The 14865-nt window shown below is 51.1% G+C and carries 13 protein-coding genes; 5 read left to right on the forward strand and 8 right to left on the reverse strand.

The features are described from left to right. Positions 1–190: 190 nt before the first annotated feature. Genes G8768_RS03735 through G8768_RS03745 form a run of 3 tightly spaced genes read right to left on the reverse strand, consistent with a single transcriptional unit; the run spans position 191 to position 1747 of the window. Positions 191–925 (reverse strand): LrgB family protein, encoded by a 735-nt coding sequence (locus G8768_RS03735; protein WP_166851147.1) that lies wholly within the window; start codon positions 923–925, stop codon positions 191–193. Next, positions 918–1259 carry a CidA/LrgA family protein gene (locus tag G8768_RS03740; RefSeq protein WP_166851141.1) on the reverse strand — a complete coding sequence of 114 codons (342 nt, stop codon included), beginning with the start codon at positions 1257–1259 and terminating at the stop codon, positions 918–920. Before G8768_RS03740 ends, G8768_RS03735 begins: the two co-directional genes overlap by 8 nt. Further along, complete coding sequence (locus G8768_RS03745; protein ID WP_166851138.1) at positions 1259–1747, reverse strand: disulfide bond formation protein B; 489 nt, start codon at positions 1745–1747, stop codon at positions 1259–1261. The genes G8768_RS03740 and G8768_RS03745 overlap by 1 nt, the downstream gene beginning before the upstream one ends. Positions 1748–1896: 149 nt before the next feature. Between G8768_RS03745 and G8768_RS03750 the strand changes: the two genes are divergently transcribed. Continuing rightward, on the forward strand, positions 1897–2337 hold the full coding sequence (locus tag G8768_RS03750) for a flagellar basal body-associated FliL family protein (RefSeq protein WP_166851097.1): 441 nt from the start codon (positions 1897–1899) through the stop codon (positions 2335–2337). 13 nt (positions 2338–2350) lie between these two features. Here the strand turns inward: G8768_RS03750 and G8768_RS20970 are convergent, their stop codons facing one another. Genes G8768_RS20970 through G8768_RS03765 form a run of 3 tightly spaced genes read right to left on the reverse strand, consistent with a single transcriptional unit; the run spans position 2351 to position 5016 of the window. Beyond that, complete coding sequence (locus G8768_RS20970) at positions 2351–2995, reverse strand: ACP phosphodiesterase (protein ID WP_166851095.1); 645 nt, start codon at positions 2993–2995, stop codon at positions 2351–2353. 30 nt (positions 2996–3025) lie between these two features. Continuing rightward, entirely contained in the window at positions 3026–4612 is a 1587-nt protein-coding gene (gshA, locus tag G8768_RS03760; RefSeq protein WP_166851091.1) for a glutamate--cysteine ligase, read from the reverse strand. 23 nt (positions 4613–4635) lie between these two features. Beyond that, positions 4636–5016, reverse strand: coding sequence for a hypothetical protein (locus G8768_RS03765; RefSeq protein WP_166851087.1), 381 nt, complete (start codon positions 5014–5016; stop codon positions 4636–4638). Between the two features lie 199 nt (positions 5017–5215). Between G8768_RS03765 and G8768_RS03770 the strand changes: the two genes are divergently transcribed. Next, entirely contained in the window at positions 5216–6766 is a 1551-nt protein-coding gene (locus tag G8768_RS03770) for an alanine/glycine:cation symporter family protein (RefSeq protein WP_166851084.1), read from the forward strand. A 23-nt stretch (positions 6767–6789) separates the two neighbouring features. Here G8768_RS03770 and G8768_RS03775 read toward each other — a convergent pair whose 3' ends face one another. Further along, complete coding sequence (locus G8768_RS03775) at positions 6790–7137, reverse strand: hypothetical protein (RefSeq protein ID WP_166851080.1); 348 nt, start codon at positions 7135–7137, stop codon at positions 6790–6792. Positions 7138–7278: 141 nt separating this feature from the next. Further along, on the reverse strand, positions 7279–8073 hold the full coding sequence (locus tag G8768_RS03780) for a class II aldolase/adducin family protein (RefSeq protein ID WP_371315460.1): 795 nt from the start codon (positions 8071–8073) through the stop codon (positions 7279–7281). 191 nt (positions 8074–8264) lie between these two features. Here G8768_RS03780 and iaaH point away from each other — a divergent pair, with 191 nt between their 5' ends. The 3 genes from iaaH (at position 8265) to G8768_RS03795 (ending at position 14823) form a co-directional block, all read left to right on the forward strand. Beyond that, positions 8265–9689 (forward strand): indoleacetamide hydrolase, encoded by a 1425-nt coding sequence (iaaH, locus tag G8768_RS03785; RefSeq protein ID WP_166851076.1) that lies wholly within the window; start codon positions 8265–8267, stop codon positions 9687–9689. A gap of 179 nt (positions 9690–9868) precedes the next feature. After that, on the forward strand, positions 9869–12139 hold the full coding sequence (locus tag G8768_RS03790; RefSeq protein WP_166851072.1) for a TonB-dependent receptor: 2271 nt from the start codon (positions 9869–9871) through the stop codon (positions 12137–12139). A 167-nt stretch (positions 12140–12306) separates the two neighbouring features. Next, the gene (locus tag G8768_RS03795) at positions 12307–14823 is read left to right on the forward strand and encodes a penicillin acylase family protein (protein WP_166851068.1); all 2517 of its coding nucleotides are present in this window, start codon (positions 12307–12309) and stop codon (positions 14821–14823) included. Positions 14824–14865 lie beyond the last annotated feature (42 nt).

Genomic DNA, 14865 nt, shown 5'->3' on the forward strand with positions numbered 1-14865 from the left:
AAAAGGGTGTTCAAGCGGCTTTCGAGATCGGCATTTTTTTAACCCTGTAAATTAAAAGTAGAAGACGAACGGTAGGCCCGCAAGAAAGTGTGAGCCAGTTCTTAGAACAGTCTGGGATAAAAAATTCTATCGTCCAAAATTTCAAGAAAATTTGTTTAATTGTTGTGCAGGGTGGAAGATTTTTATACAGCTAGATGCCGAAAAAATGAATGGCGTAGGGCAGAGTCAGGGCCGTGAATGCACCGGTGAGTCCCATGGCCAGACTGGAGAAGGCGCCACAGGAGGCATTCTTTTCAAAGGCAACAGCGGTGCCGATACCATGGGCATTGAGCCCCAGCACAATGCCCTGCAGGCGCGGGTCTGTGAGAGAGCAAAGGCGAAAAGCCAGCGGAGCCATAAGAGCCCCAAGGATTCCCGTGGCGACCACCACGCCGGTAGTGAGTGTGCTGATGCCGTGAATTTTATCGCTGATACCCAGTGCAATGGGCGTCGTGACCGATTTGCTGGCGATGGAACGAAGTACCTCACCCTCTGCGCCCATCAAGCCGCCGAGCAGGACGGCGCTGCCTGCGGCAATGGTTGCACCCAGCATCACCGTGATCAGAATCGGACCGGCCAGCTGCCGGATATGACGAAACTCCTGATACAGGGGAACTGCCAGGGCTACGGTTGCCGGACCCAGCAAAAAATAAAATAACTGGCTGCCATCGCGATATTGGGAATAACTGATATCAAAATAAAATAAGACCGCTGCAATCATACAGCCGGCAATCACGACTGGGTGAAACAGCATCAGCCGATTGCTGCGCTGGTAACAGAACTGGCCGAACTGGTAGGCCGCCAGAGTCAGAATAATGGCGCTTAGCTGGTTAAGGTGCTCGCTGCTGGTCAATTGCGTCAAAGAATTTTTCAGTTGCTCAATCATCGGAGCGCACCTGCTTTTTCACAATCCAGCTGCTGAGTACCAAACTGATCAAAGTACCCAGTACCATGGCGACAGCAATCGCAGGCCATTGGGCAATCACGTCCTTGCTGAGAAAAAAGATGCCCACCCCAGCGGGCAGGAACAGAAGACTTAGATGTTGCACCAGTACATGACTGCTTTGCTGAAGTCCGCTGGAGACTTTCTGGCGCAATAACAGCGCCAATAAGAGCAGTAGCATGCCAATAACCGGGCCGGGAATGGGTGCCTGTGTGGCCAGGCTAATCCACTCGCCCAGCCACTGGAAGAAAAATAGAACCAGTAAACCCCGAACCATTAGCGGCGCAGGAATTGCCAGATATTAAACAAGGCCAGACCGATAAAGGCGACCAGAACCCAGCCCGGCATGCTCAGGCCAAACAGGCTCCACATAATTTCGCCACAGTTACCGTCGCCCATCAGCAGGATTTCCAGAGCTTCCATGAACGGGAAGGTTTCGAACATATAGCCAAGGCCCGGACCACAGGACGGCAGTTGATCGGGTGGCAGGCCTTGCAGGTAAAGGTGACGACCAGAAAAACCGGCACCGGCGATGGCCATCAGCAAGCCACCAACCGCGTAAGCTTTGCGCCCGGTATTGCCGGGGTTATGAATAAATCCAGCCAGAGCAAACAGGCCAACCGCCACGACAAAAATGCGCTGAGTGATGCACAGTGGGCAAGGTGCCAGGCCCATAATCTCCTGAAAGCCCAATGCGATTAAGATCAGGGCAACACAGCCGATAAAGATAATTAGGTTGGTCTGACGAGGGTTGGGTAGTGGCATGTCTGCGAAATCCCGAAGTTTGACTAAAATTATAAGCAAGGGCCCAAGCTAGGCGGGCCCCGCAGTTTACCATAGATAGGGCAATCTTATTTACTGGCCTTTTGGACATAAGGGTCACTGGCAGGTTCCCGACGGAGATAGAGGACACTATGAACACGGCAATCGCTGTCTTGGCTAAAAAATCGGCTTCACTCGCATTTGTTGTACTGTTGCTGCTGGGTGCACAACCGGCTTTGGCGCAGGATGAAGAAGCGATCGGCCCCGCAGGCCCGTTCTATGTTCCGCTGCAGCCAGCCTTTGTGCTCAACTATGGTGGTCAGGGGCGTTTAAAATATTTACGTGCCGAAATTTCCGTGCGTGTTGATTCCATTCATGTGGCCAACTCCGTACGCCACCACCTCCCCTATATTCGCAATAATCTGGTGATGTTGTTCAGCCGTCAGACGGAAGAAGAAATTAACAGCCTGGATGGTCGCGAAACCATGCGCAAAAAAGCCTTGGAAGAAGTGCGCCGTATTCTGTTAAAAGAAGACAAAACCAAAAAAGGTGTTGAGGATTTGTTCTTCACTAACTTTGTGGTGCAAAAATAAAGCACCGGCTCACTTAAAGTCGCCAATTGCTGGTGGGGTAGCCTTCATCAGCGAGCCTGTTTCCCGCGAAATGTTTTATTTCTGCGAAACATCGCTCGAAACCTGCCTCCATATCCTCATATCGAGATAGCCAGTTATCATAAGCACCGTCCATGAGGTGTGGTCGGCTGAAACGTTGGGCAACACGTTCGAGCGCAACGGCAATAGTCTCAGTGTCCTGATAGAGATTGAATAGGTCAGCCGAACGACTGCGTTCACGGAAGCGTACAAAGCCGCTGGGAGCATCTGGGCAGCGAGCCATCGTCAGGTAAAGACCGTTAGCGAACTCGCTCAGTGTTTGCATGTGATGCTGCGACCATTGTTTGGCAAGGTAATGATCAAAACAAATATCAACAACGATGGGCGCCACTCTTCGAAAACGTTTATCGAACAATGCCGCACACTCGCGAAAACTCTCCAGGCTGTCACTGTACGCATCGATAGCACGGTGATGTTCAATACCAAAGTGGATATCGGGCTGCTGTAAAAAAGCAGAGTGCCGGCTGGTATCGGTCAGTGGCAATTGGGGGAGGGGGCCTTTTTGGAAATCACCCAGCAAACCGCCCAGCTGAACCTTGGTGTTGTCACCAGAGAGAAAAGCATGGGCGAGATAGTTCACAGGTTTACGTGCACTTGATGACTGCGCTCTCTATTGGAACGGTTTGTATTGGGCGTAAAAGTTGGCCAGGTAGCTTTCGAAATCCAGTTCTTCTTCGGCTTCGATTTTTTTCTGTTCAGCCAACGAGCTTACCGCCAGCGTTTCGTAACGATCCAGATCGTTGCCGCTTAAGGGGTTGTTGATAAAGCTTTGTTGGTGATCCTTGGCCAGATCCATCGCAACTTTGAAAAAGCTTTTGCCTTCCGCTTCCATGGTCTGGAGAATTTTACCGGACGGTGTCAGGCTCGGGTCTTTAATGACCTCCAGTTGATCGCGCAGCGCTTGACTGTGGCCTTCGATTTTATAAGCGCTGTCCAACAGCTCGGCAATGGGTTGCATTTCGGCAATTAGCTCGCTGCCCCAATCGCGGATGCTGCGTTCGCCTTCCGCAGTTTGCAGCTTCATTTCCGGATCGCGACCGCGGTATACGGTCAGTTTCTGGTTTTCCTGCATGCGTTGATATTCGGCGCAATCGGTTTTGGGGCTGTCTTTTAGCAGGCAGAACAGCAGGAAGGTGTCGATAAAGTGAATCTGTTCTTTGGTAATACCAATTGGCGAATAAGGATTCACATCGAGACAGCGCACTTCAATGTACTCCACGCCGCGCTGATCCAGTGCGCTTAGTGCGGTTTCACCAGAGCGTGCAGTACGCTTGGGGCGAATCGTGCTGTAAAACTCGTTTTCAATTTGCAGCAAGCTGGAGTTGAGTTGCTGGTAATCCCCATTGCTGTCTACGGTTCCGATTTCATCATAGGGCTCGTAAGGTGTATTGATGGCTTCGGTCAAAGTGTGCAGGTAATTGTCCAACTGGTTGTAGCATACGGTCAGGGATTTTTGAGCATTGCTTTGATAACCCAGATCACCCATGCGCAGAGACGTTGCAAACGGTGCATGCAAACTGTGTTCGTCTTTGCCAAACGGCTCAAGGCTGTGGGGCTGGTCTTTGACAAAGCTGCGACACACCGCCGGGGAAGCACCGAATAAATACAGTAGTACCCAAAAGTAGCGACGGAAATTACGAATCAAATCAAAGTAGCGTTCGGTCTTGTACTGTTGCAAATCCATTGAGCTGTTTTCTTGATTGTGCAACATGGCCCAGAACGCACTGGGCAGAGAAAAGTTATAGTGAATCCCGGCGATAGTTTGCATTTTGCGACCATAACGATGACCCAAACCATATCGGTAATAGGTTTTCATGCGGCCGACATTGGAATTGCCGTAGCGAGCGACGGGCACTTCGTCGTTGCTGCCCAACATGCAGGGCATACTGGTTACCCACAACAATTCATCATCAATTTGTTGGGCGGTAAAACGATGCTGCTGTTCCAGCTGCTTTAATACTTCGTCCAGTCGGTGCGAGGGCGCGGTAATAAATTCCAGCAGGGCCTCGCTGAAGTCGGTGGTAATTTGCGGGTGTGTCAGTGCTGAACCCAAACTTTCCGGGTGGGGCTTCTGGGACAATTGACCGTCCTGGCCGATGCGCAGGCTTTCTTTTTCGATACCCCTCAGGATGCCGGTGATCAATGGGCGATTGGCCTTATCGTTTAAGGCCTCGAGCAGGGTGTTATCTAAACTCACGGGACAACCTCGGGGTAGTGTAATTAGAACAGGCTATTGTTGCTGGGCTGGTCGTCATTGACTGGCTCAGCGTCGACAACAGCGGGCTCGGCATTCGAGCTTGCTTCCTCTGAAGCGTCTTCGGTGTCATCAGCCAAGGCGACCTCTTCATCGTTTGCCGCGTCGACTTTGGGTTCGGGTAGTTTTTCCGGGTCCAGCTGGGGGTGGCGTTTTTCATTGAGCTGGCAGTCGACAATCGTGATGCGCTGGGTGTAGTCCTTCGCATTCACTTCCACCATCTGGTTCAGCGCCTCATCGCGGTGAGGGCTGCGATAGAGCTGGCTGGCATCGCGTCCGTCTACCCACTCCTTTTGTTTGCTTAAAAAGTAACCGTCCTGATTTTGCAGGATAAAAACTTGGCTCATTGCTGCTTCTCGTTGCCAATAGGATAGCCATATAGATAAGGGCAGTGTAGCGATTATCAAGTATGGGCTCTAGTCTGCAGGGGGTAATTCACCGTGCATATTTGTGCCCTGTCGCTTGCGTCCCCGCAAGTGTCGGCGCTTTCATTCCCAGCGTGAATATGTTTAGGTAGGTGCACTTCATAATAAAAGACCAGCCTTTATGTGCCTTAGTCGCCTTAGCCGAGCAACACGTTTTCTCTTCTCACCTGTTCAATTTTCCTGTTTTCTCTTTATCGGCGCTTTGCTCTTTCAAGCGCAGGCCCATGCGGGTATTGATGATCAGATCAACAACGCTCTGGGGCCGTTTGCCGATGCCCTCTCGGCTCTGGTGTTTTACGCCGTGCCCATGGGAGGGGTAGAGCTGCCCCTGATCGTGGTTTGGCTGGTGTTGGCGGCTCTGTTGTTCACTTTGTATCTCGGCTTTATCAACGTGCGAGGGTTTACCCTGGCCTGGCGGCTGGCCTTTGGGCAGTACGCGGATCCAAAGAGTCCTGGTGATATCTCTCCGTTTAAGGCGGTTGCTACGGCCATTTCCGGCACCGTGGGTGTGGGGAATATCGGTGGTGTGGCAGTGGCCATTATGGCGGGCGGACCGGGCGCGACCTTCTGGTTGATCATGGCGGGTTTGCTCGGCATGTCGACCAAGTTAGTGGAATGTACCCTGGCTGTTAAGTACCGCGATTACCATCAGGATGGCACGGTGGCGGGTGGCCCGATGTACTACCTGAACCGGGGACTGGCCAAACGCGGTTGGAACAAGTTGGGACGATATCTGGGTGGTTTCTATGCCATTGCCATTGTGATTGGCTGCATGGGTATCGGTAATATGTTCCAGTCCAACCAGGCCTATGTGCAGTTTGTGAATGTCAGTGGCGGTGAGGCCAGCTGGTTTGCCGATCGCGCCTGGTTGTTCGGCTTGATGTTGGCGGGGATTGTTGCGGCCGTCATCATTGGGGGCATTCAATCCATCGCCCGGGTGACGGGTAAACTGGTGCCCTTTATGGCTTTGTTGTACGGGTTGTCCTGCATCTTGATTCTGGCCTACCACTCGGATCGAATTCTGCCGGCGATAGGGTTGATTATCGAGGGCGCTTTCAGCCCGGAGGGCATTTCCGGCGGTATGTTGGGTGTAATGATCATCGGCTTTCAGCGTGCGTTGTTTTCCAATGAGGCGGGTTTGGGGTCGGCCTCGATTGCCCACGCGGCGGTGAAGACCAATCACCCGGCTTCTGAAGGTCTGGTGTCCTTGCTTGAGCCCTTTATCGATACGGTGGTGATCTGTACCTTGTCTTCACTGGTGATTATCACCACTGTGTACGGTTCTCCCCTGATGAACTCTGGCCTTGAAGGTGTAGCACTGACCTCGGCGGCTTTTGAATCTACCGTCTCCTGGTCACCTTACCCGCTGGCAATTGCGGCCCTGCTGTTTGCCTTTTCGACAATGATTTCCTGGGCCTATTACGGTCGCCAGGCCTGGCAGTATCTGGTGGGTGATAAGCCGGCGTTGGTGCAGCTGTTTAATTTGGTGTTCTGCGGCTTTGTGGCGCTTGGTTGTGTCATGCAGCTGGATGCGGTGCTGAAGTTTTCCGATGCGCTGGTGTTTCTGATCGCGGTGCCGAATATCATCGGTTTGTTGATCATGTTGCCAGAGGTGAAAGCGGAATTGGCCGGCTATTTGCGTGCTGTTCGGAGTGGTCAGATAGAGCGCTAACAGAGTGTGCTCTACCCAATATTTTACGGGTTGTTTCCGCCGGTTTTGCCCAAGCCCAGATTATGGCTGATGGCATTAGCGGCCAGAAGGACGGTGGCTCCGAAGACAGCAAACAACCCCATTTTTAGCAGCGGGCGATTGAGGTCCGTAACAAAGGATTCCACAAAGAAGCCGTAGCTCACCAGCAATAAGCCAATGATGCACAGGCCGCTGGCCAGAATCATCGGCCAGTACAGCGGTCGCCAGATCGGCCCGATCGCCGCAAGTCCCAGGTGAACAGTAGCCATCAAAAGTGTGTAGATGTGGGCGGAGCGGAACAGCATGCGTGGGCCATCTGCCAGATCCTGCAGGGCATTATGGACCTGCATCATATACATCCCTTGCCCCAGAAATAATAAAATTGCAAAACAACCGAGCAGGCAATGTGCTGTCCGTAGGGGCTTGGGCAGATGTTTCAAAGCAATCCTCGCATACACCAATGTGGGGCACATCAGTGTATGCGTCTGCGAGGATTAATCAAATAGATCGGGTTGCTCTTTGCTGATCACATCATACAGCGGCTTGAAGCTAAACCAGCCGGCCAGTTCACTGCCCACTGTCCCGTGGGTTTGCTTGGCGTGTTCCGGGCTGATCAACTTTGGAGTGCCAGCGGCTTCGGCCATCAGCTGAGCCTGGCAGCTGCGTTCCATGGTGATATACCACCAGGCCGCGGCTTCAACAGATTGTCCAACCGTCAACAAGCCATGGTTTTGCAGAATGATGGCTTTCTTGTCGCCAAGAGCGTCACCAATACGCTTGCCTTCATCGAGATCCAATACCACCCCGGTGAACTCACCCAGCAAGGCATGATCTTCGTAGAATGCGCAGGAGTCCTGGGTAATTGGATCGAGTAAGCGGCCCAGGCTGGACCAGCTCTTGCCATACACCGAGTGCGCATGAGCTGCGGCGACCACATCCGGGCGAGCCGCATGAACACGAGAGTGAATGGTAAATGCCGCACCATTTAACAGGCCTTCACCTTCCACAACATTGCCTTCATGATCGACCAACAGCAAATCAGAAACTCGCATCTGCTTAAAGGAAACGCCCATTGGGTTTACCCAGAAATGATCCAGCTTCTCCGGGTCGCGAACGGTAATATGACCGGCAACACCTTCATCAAATCCGAAGCGGCCAAACAGACGGAATGCTGCGGCCAGCTTTTGTTTGCGTTGCAGTCGCTCTTCTTCCACCGGCAGGGCTTCGGCACCTGGCATGCCCTTACCGTCATTATTCATCACGATGTCACTAACTTGATTGTCGCTCATAAGCTTATTGTCTTCTCTTGTTGTGTCTCGAATCAGGCTTGCCGGGCATTCCCCTAGCGTTATGGAACCCAGTATCTGCTCTGTCTGCAAAAAATACTGTCATCCAGGCGACAAAATCATCACAAGTGATGACGCCATATCGATTCTTTTTCCCTAGTCTGCAAGTCAGAGGAATAAAAATGAGATCGATTATGAAGAAACGAGTCCCCGCTCTACTGTTTACCTTGATGCTTGGCGCCTGTGAGGCCATGAAGGAACCCCAAGCCCTTCATGAAGCCGAGCGCGTTATTGCGGAAGCCAAAAGGCAGCAGTTGCTCAATGCCATGGTGTTTATTGATGAGAAAAAACTCAAGCGAGATGCCCGGGCGTTGGACCAGATGAGTTCACGCGCGCGCGAGGCATTGCCTTTGGCTGGTATGGCCCTGGTGATAAAAGACAATATCCACGTTGCCGGAATGCCCAATACGGCGGGCACTCCGGGCCTGAAGGATTTTGTGCCGCAACAGGATGCCGAAGTTGTTAAGCGATTACGCGAGGCAGGGGCGTTAATTGTTGGTAAGAGCAATCTGCACGAGTTGGCTTACGGCATTACCAGCAATAACCACTTTACCGGGCCGGTTCAGAATCCGGCCAAGGCGGGTTATTTCGCCGGGGGCAGCAGCGGGGGGACGGCAGCGGCCGTGGCGGCGGGAATCGTTGGTGCCGGGCTCGGCACGGATACTGGCGGCTCCACACGCATTCCGGCAGCGCTAACTGGCATTGTGGGTTTTCGCCCTTCTATGGGGCGATACCCCAATGAGGGAATGACCATGATTTCCCAAACTCGAGACACCGCCGGACCCATGGCGATCGATGTGGCAACGGTTGCGAAGCTGGATGCGGTTTTGGCTGGTGAGAAACAAGGCGAGTTACAAGCGCCTTTGGCGACTACCATTCGTTTGGGGGTGGCGCGGGATTATTTTTATCAAAATCTGGAGCCCGCCGTGGCGAAAGGAATCGAGACCGCGTTGTCGTTGTTGGCGCAGTCCGGTGTGGAGCTGTTTGAGTTGTCGGCGGCCGAACTGACAGGTTTGAATCATCGGGTGAGTTTTCCGGTGGTGCTGTATGAAACGACTCAGCTTTTGCCAGCGTATTTACAGGCGAACGATATTGCTGTGAGTGCAGCGGAGTTGACCGAGGCGATTCAAAGTCCGGATGTCAAAGCCGTGCTGAGGGATGCTTTTGCGGGTGCAATCAGCGAAACGCAATATCAGGAAGCCATGCGAATACATCGTCCAGCTTTGCAAGCTTATTACCAGAGATTGTTTGAGGAGCATCAGCTTGACGCTCTGGTTTTTCCGACCACGGGGCTAACTGCAAGACCAATAAAGGGCAGCGAGCAAACTGTTAGTGCAACGCCTTCTGGCTCGGGCCCTGATTTGCCAACCTTTCCCAGTTATATCCAAAACACCGACCCGGCCAGTAACGTTGGCAGCCCGGCAATCAGTTTGCCTATTGGGCGTTCCGCTCAGGGCTTACCAATGGGGTTGGAACTTGATGGTCCGACGGGCAGTGATCGAAAGTTATTAGCCATTGCCGCCCGTGTTGAAGACATTCTGAAAGAATTGAATCACTAAACCCATAAAAATCAACGCTTTGTTAACGATGCTCTGTGATGGCCCAGGAAAAAAATAGCTAATCCGTAAAATTTTTTGGAGGGGGTTTAGCAGAGCGGTGTTAATGCCACTAGGACGGCCGAATAAAAAACCAAATAGCCGTCAACAATAATGATAATTGAGACGATGAGGACAACCCAATGAGAAACCCTTTAGCCGTAGCTATCCGTCGAGCTGCTGCAGTAACTGCAATCAGCGCGGTCTCCATGAGTGCAGTGGCGCAGATTGAAGAAATTGTTGTAACGGCTCAGCACCGTGCTGAAAACGTGCAGGATATCCCCATTGCAGTGACCGCATTAGGTGCTGATGAACTGAAAAAAGCGGATATTTTTGACGCCGGCAGCATTGCTCAACACACGCCAGGCTTATCTTTTAGTGAATTTTCCCCAGGCCAGGCGATTCCTTCATTGCGCGGCATTTCTTCCGCTGATGACGGCGCTGGTCTGGACAACTCCGTAGCGCTGTTTTTGGATGGCGTTTACATCGGCCGCGGTGCCAGCATTAACTTTGATATGTTCGATCTGGAGCGTGTTGAAGTGTTGCGTGGACCACAGGGCACACTGTTCGGTCGTAATGCCATCGGTGGTGCCATCAATGTTGTTTCTGCCAAACCAACTGATGAAACAAAATTAAAAGCCGGCGTTACTGTAGGTAACGAGGGCATCGTGCGTTATCAAGGTCTGGTCAGTGGTGCCTTGAGTGATAATGTTTTCGGTAAAATCAGTATCAATCATCGTGAGCACGATGGTTATGTTGATAACGTTTTGCTGGGTACTGAATTACAAGACGAAGACCAAACCTCCATTCGTGCTCAATTACGTGTTGAAGCCGAAAGCTCTGATTGGTTGTTGTCTGTCGACACCATGGAAGACAATCGTGCTGATATGGGTCGTACCGGTGTAACTGATAATGCACCGCTGAGTGCGATTATGGCTGCGAACGGCGTGACTGGCCCTCGTCAAAACGCCGCATCGAAAGACGGCTTTTCAGATCGTGAAGCAAGCGGCATCAGTCTGCAGGGTGATATTGAATTCGATACGGGTACCTTGACCACCATCACGGCTTATCGCACAGCCGAGACGGATTGGGAAATGGCCTCTGTTGGTGCACCACTTGGTGCTCTGGGTTTGCCTTTTGATGAAGTGATGGATGACATTCAGGAAGAAATCGACACCTTCTCCCAGGAAATTCGTTGGACATCAAACCTGGATGGCAACTTTAATTACACCGCTGGTTTGTATTTCTTCACTGAAGAAACAGATCGTACTGAAATTTTCCGCATCACCAAGGCCGGTACCTTTGATGGCTTCCGTGCCACTGATGTAGGCAGCCAGGAAATCATTGGTAACGAATACGCCTTTACCGGTAATGAAACCACAAGCTACGCGGCTTACTGGCAGGGTACCTGGGAATTCAGTGAACAACTGCATTTGACATTGGGTGCTCGTTACACCGTTGACGAAAAAGATTACACCGCCATTTCTGTAAACTGTGATCTGGTGCGGGATAATGATCCTTCTGTTGTCGGTACGCAATTTGAAAACTTTGCACCCTGTGGCGGGGTTGGCGGCAGCTTGAATATTATTGCCGAAGCATTTGAAGTAAATCCCAGCGATGACTGGAATGACTTCTCGCCTAAAATCGCGTTGCAATACTACCCAACCGATGACGTTATGTTTTTTGCCTCGGCGTCGAAAGGCTTTAAGTCCGGTGGCTTTGCCGGTTCGCAAGGTGTAGAGGCGTCAGCGTCAACTCCGGTTGATCCGGAAACGGCTCTGAACTATGAAGTTGGCTTCAAAGGCGACTTTATGGATAACAGTTTGCGCATGAACCTGACGGCGTTCTACACCGATTATGAAGATCTGCAGGTGGTACGTTTTGGTCCTGTGCCAAACTCCAGTTTTGGTACCTTTCTGACCACCAATATTGGTGAAGCAGAAATTACCGGTGCGGAGCTGGAAGTGACCTGGTACCCAACCGACAACTTCTACATCAAAGGCTTTTACGCCTACATGGATAGTGAAGTTAGCGACCTGATTATCGAAACCACAAGTGGTGTTGTTGATGCTTCGGGTAAGGGTTTGCGTTCAGCGCCACCAAACAGCTCCAACCTGTCCTTTAACTACAATGTGCCCATGGAATCCGGTGCGATGGATTTCCGTTTGGAGTACAGCTATTCGGATGAGCAGCGCGGTGACTATATCGATGACCGCATCACTCTGGATGCATACGAGTTGTGGGATGCGCGTGCTGCATGGACCTCGGCCGATGAACAATGGGAAGTTGCCCTGTGGGGTAAAAACCTGATGGATGAGGATTATATTTCTCACCAATACGTGATTGGTCCTGGTGGTATCGGTGTGTGGGGTGCACCACGCACCTACGGTTTAACCGTTAACTACTCCATGTAATACCGATTGCGGCTGGCCGGATGCTCTCCCCTCTTTATGGAGCCAGCCGTAACAACGTGTATAGCAGTCGATTTCGTTGTGTATTTGGCCCAATCAATTTGATTGGGCTTTTTTTTGCCTCATAAATTCTGCCCCCAATAATCTGCCTCAATAAAAAGGAGCACACCATGAAAAAAGCTCTAAGTTTGATGCTGGTTTCAACGTTGTTAACCAGCGCTTGTCAGCATTCAAAAGACGAGTTTGTTGATCAACGCCATTCAGATGTTGATATCATTCGCGACAGTTTTGGCACACCTCATATCTTTGCGGAAGACAATTATGGTGTGTATTACGGATACGGTTATGCAGTGGCTGAAGATCGTCTCTATCAGATGGAGATGCTTCGGCGGACAGTATTGGGACAGGTTTCTGAAGTGCTGGGCGAAAAATACCTGCCTTTAGATCAACATATACGCAGCAGTTATGATCTGCCTTCGGTGAGAAAACAATTTGATCGTATTTCAAAGGACGATCGTCTCGTTTTGGAAGCCTATGCCGCAGGTTTCAGCAAGAGGGTCGAAGAGGTTCTGGCGGATCAACCGGCATTGCTTCCCAAAGAATTTCATGACAATGAATTTCTTCCCAAGGCCTGGCGAGCCTACGATGTAGCGATGATCTTTGCGGGAGCAATTGCCCATCGTTATTCCGACTTTAACTCCGAGAGAGACAATTTAGTACTTTGGCAAAATCTGAAAGAACAGCATGGCTCTGAAAAAGCCTGGCGTATTTTCTCAGCATCAAAATGGCTGCTCGATCCAGATTCCCCTACAACGGTTCCCAAAGACCAAGAGACGCAGATCGAAGCCGATAATATGCCTGTGTACCTTGAAGGGCTTGCGAAAATTAAAAAGTCAAAACGCGTTGCGGTCAATGAGCTGGGCGAGTTTCAAGGGATCACGGGGGAAAAGCTGACAAATCGGGAGTTTGAGCGGATGCTGGCGGAAAATGGTTTTCACAGTAGCCCCGAATTTGCCCCGGCCAGTAATTACTGGGCGGTGTCGAAAGCAAAAAGCCAGGGTGCAAATGGCATTTTGGTGAATGGGCCTCAGTTCGGTTGGAGTCTGCCTTCCTACGTGAACGGCATTGGTTTGCACGGTGGTGATTTCAATTTGGTGGGGAATACGCTGTTAGGATTGCCCGCATTATTGTTTGCTCACAATAATCAGATTGCCTGGGGCAGTACGGCGGGCTTAAGCGATCAGGTGGATGAGTATGTTCTGACATTAAATCCTGAAAACCCGGAGCAGTATTGGCATCAAGGTGAATATAAAAATTTCCAGACCTGGAACGAAAGCATTTTTGTGAAGAAAAATGAAAATGGAAAACCTGTCAAACAGGAACAGCAATTGACAGTAAGAAAAGCAGCCCAGGGCATGGTGCTGTTACATGATCCGGAAGCGGGTGTTGCGGTCAGTCGGGCGCGGGCTTGGGAAGGTAAAGAGCTGAACACACTGTTGGCCTGGGTCAATCTTGCCAAACAAGGTTCGATTGCTGAAGCCAAGCGCACCGTAAAAGACGTCGCTACCAATATTAATTTTTACTATATGGACACCTTGGGCAATATTGCTTATACCCATGCGGGAAGGTATCCCGAGCGTGCTGCGGGTCATGACTCTCGTTTGCCGGCACCGGGAGACGGTTCTTACGATTGGTTATCTCTGCGCCCGTACAGCGACAACCCAACGGTCGAAAACCCCAAGCAGGCCTATATCAGTAACTGGAATAATCGACCTTCTCAACATTGGGCGGCTTCTGATTTGTGGTCTCTCACTTGGGGGAGAGCGGATAGGGTTCAGTTGTTGTTTGATCAGCTGGAGCGTCAACCTACCTTTACACCTGATGAAGTTTGGGCAATTAATCGCAACGTCAGTTACGGTGATGTGAGTTTGCCGTTCCTCTTGCCTTATTTAAATCAAGCTCTCGAAGGCAGCAAGCTGAATGATTTGGAAGCCTCGGCGCTTGCCCGTCTAAACGACTGGGATCAACAATGGATTGCAGATGATGACGGAAATTATCCCCCGGAAGCGGCTTTGGCAGAGAGCTTTATCGGTGTCTTGTTAAAAGACGCTTTGCAGGACGATGTTGGTGATCGAAATTTTTATCTTTACAGCTCGACAGCTTATCCGGTTCGCCCGCTGGGCGCTTCAATGCACACTGGCCCGGGAATCAAGGCGTTGGTTAAAAACCTTGATGCATTGGCTCGTGATGAAAAGCCGATTTATGATTTTTTTAATGGGCAGTCAATGCAATTGTTGAACCGAAGCTTTCGGAAAGCCGTCAAATTATTAAGTGTTGAGCAGGGCCCTGTGCCCGGCAAATGGCGTGTCGCTGCCCCGGTCATGGAGTGGCAGCCGGTAAACTTTCGAGGCGTCCCGCAGGCCGGTCAGCAAGCGAGGGTGTCGGTGCCTGAGTACGCTAATCGTGGCAGTGAGAATAATTTATTCATCGCAAGAGATGACGGCTTTGAAGCCTTCGATTCGATTCCACCAGGGCAGAGTGGCTTTGTCAGCATTGACGGTGTAGAGAGTGTTCACTATCGGGATCAGCTGGATATGTTTGAAAACTACAAGTACAAAAAGATCCCTTATACTCGAGATGAAATCACTTCAGGAAAGCACCACATTAAAACTTTGAAGGTCAAGTAGGATTGAAAGAAAATCGCCGCCCTTGCGGTTCCAGGGCGGCAG

It is taken from the genome of Pseudoteredinibacter isoporae, assembly GCF_011602085.1.
Taxonomy (GTDB): Bacteria; Pseudomonadota; Gammaproteobacteria; order Pseudomonadales; family Cellvibrionaceae; genus Pseudoteredinibacter; species Pseudoteredinibacter isoporae.

Coding starts and splice junctions, on each gene's coding strand:
- G8768_RS03735 (WP_166851147.1), bottom strand. CDS start 925: ATGATTGAGCAACTGAAAAATTCTTTGACGCAATTGACCAGCAGCGAG.
- G8768_RS03740 (WP_166851141.1), bottom strand. CDS start 1,259: ATGGTTCGGGGTTTACTGGTTCTATTTTTCTTCCAGTGGCTGGGCGAG.
- G8768_RS03745 (WP_166851138.1), bottom strand. CDS start 1,747: ATGCCACTACCCAACCCTCGTCAGACCAACCTAATTATCTTTATCGGC.
- G8768_RS03750 (WP_166851097.1), top strand. CDS start 1,897: ATGAACACGGCAATCGCTGTCTTGGCTAAAAAATCGGCTTCACTCGCA.
- G8768_RS03765 (WP_166851087.1), bottom strand. CDS start 5,016: ATGAGCCAAGTTTTTATCCTGCAAAATCAGGACGGTTACTTTTTAAGC.
- G8768_RS03770 (WP_166851084.1), top strand. CDS start 5,216: ATGTGCCTTAGTCGCCTTAGCCGAGCAACACGTTTTCTCTTCTCACCT.
- G8768_RS03775 (WP_166851080.1), bottom strand. CDS start 7,137: ATGATGCAGGTCCATAATGCCCTGCAGGATCTGGCAGATGGCCCACGC.
- G8768_RS03780 (WP_371315460.1), bottom strand. CDS start 8,073: ATGAGCGACAATCAAGTTAGTGACATCGTGATGAATAATGACGGTAAG.
- iaaH (WP_166851076.1), top strand. CDS start 8,265: ATGAAGAAACGAGTCCCCGCTCTACTGTTTACCTTGATGCTTGGCGCC.
- G8768_RS03790 (WP_166851072.1), top strand. CDS start 9,869: ATGAGAAACCCTTTAGCCGTAGCTATCCGTCGAGCTGCTGCAGTAACT.
- G8768_RS03795 (WP_166851068.1), top strand. CDS start 12,307: ATGAAAAAAGCTCTAAGTTTGATGCTGGTTTCAACGTTGTTAACCAGC.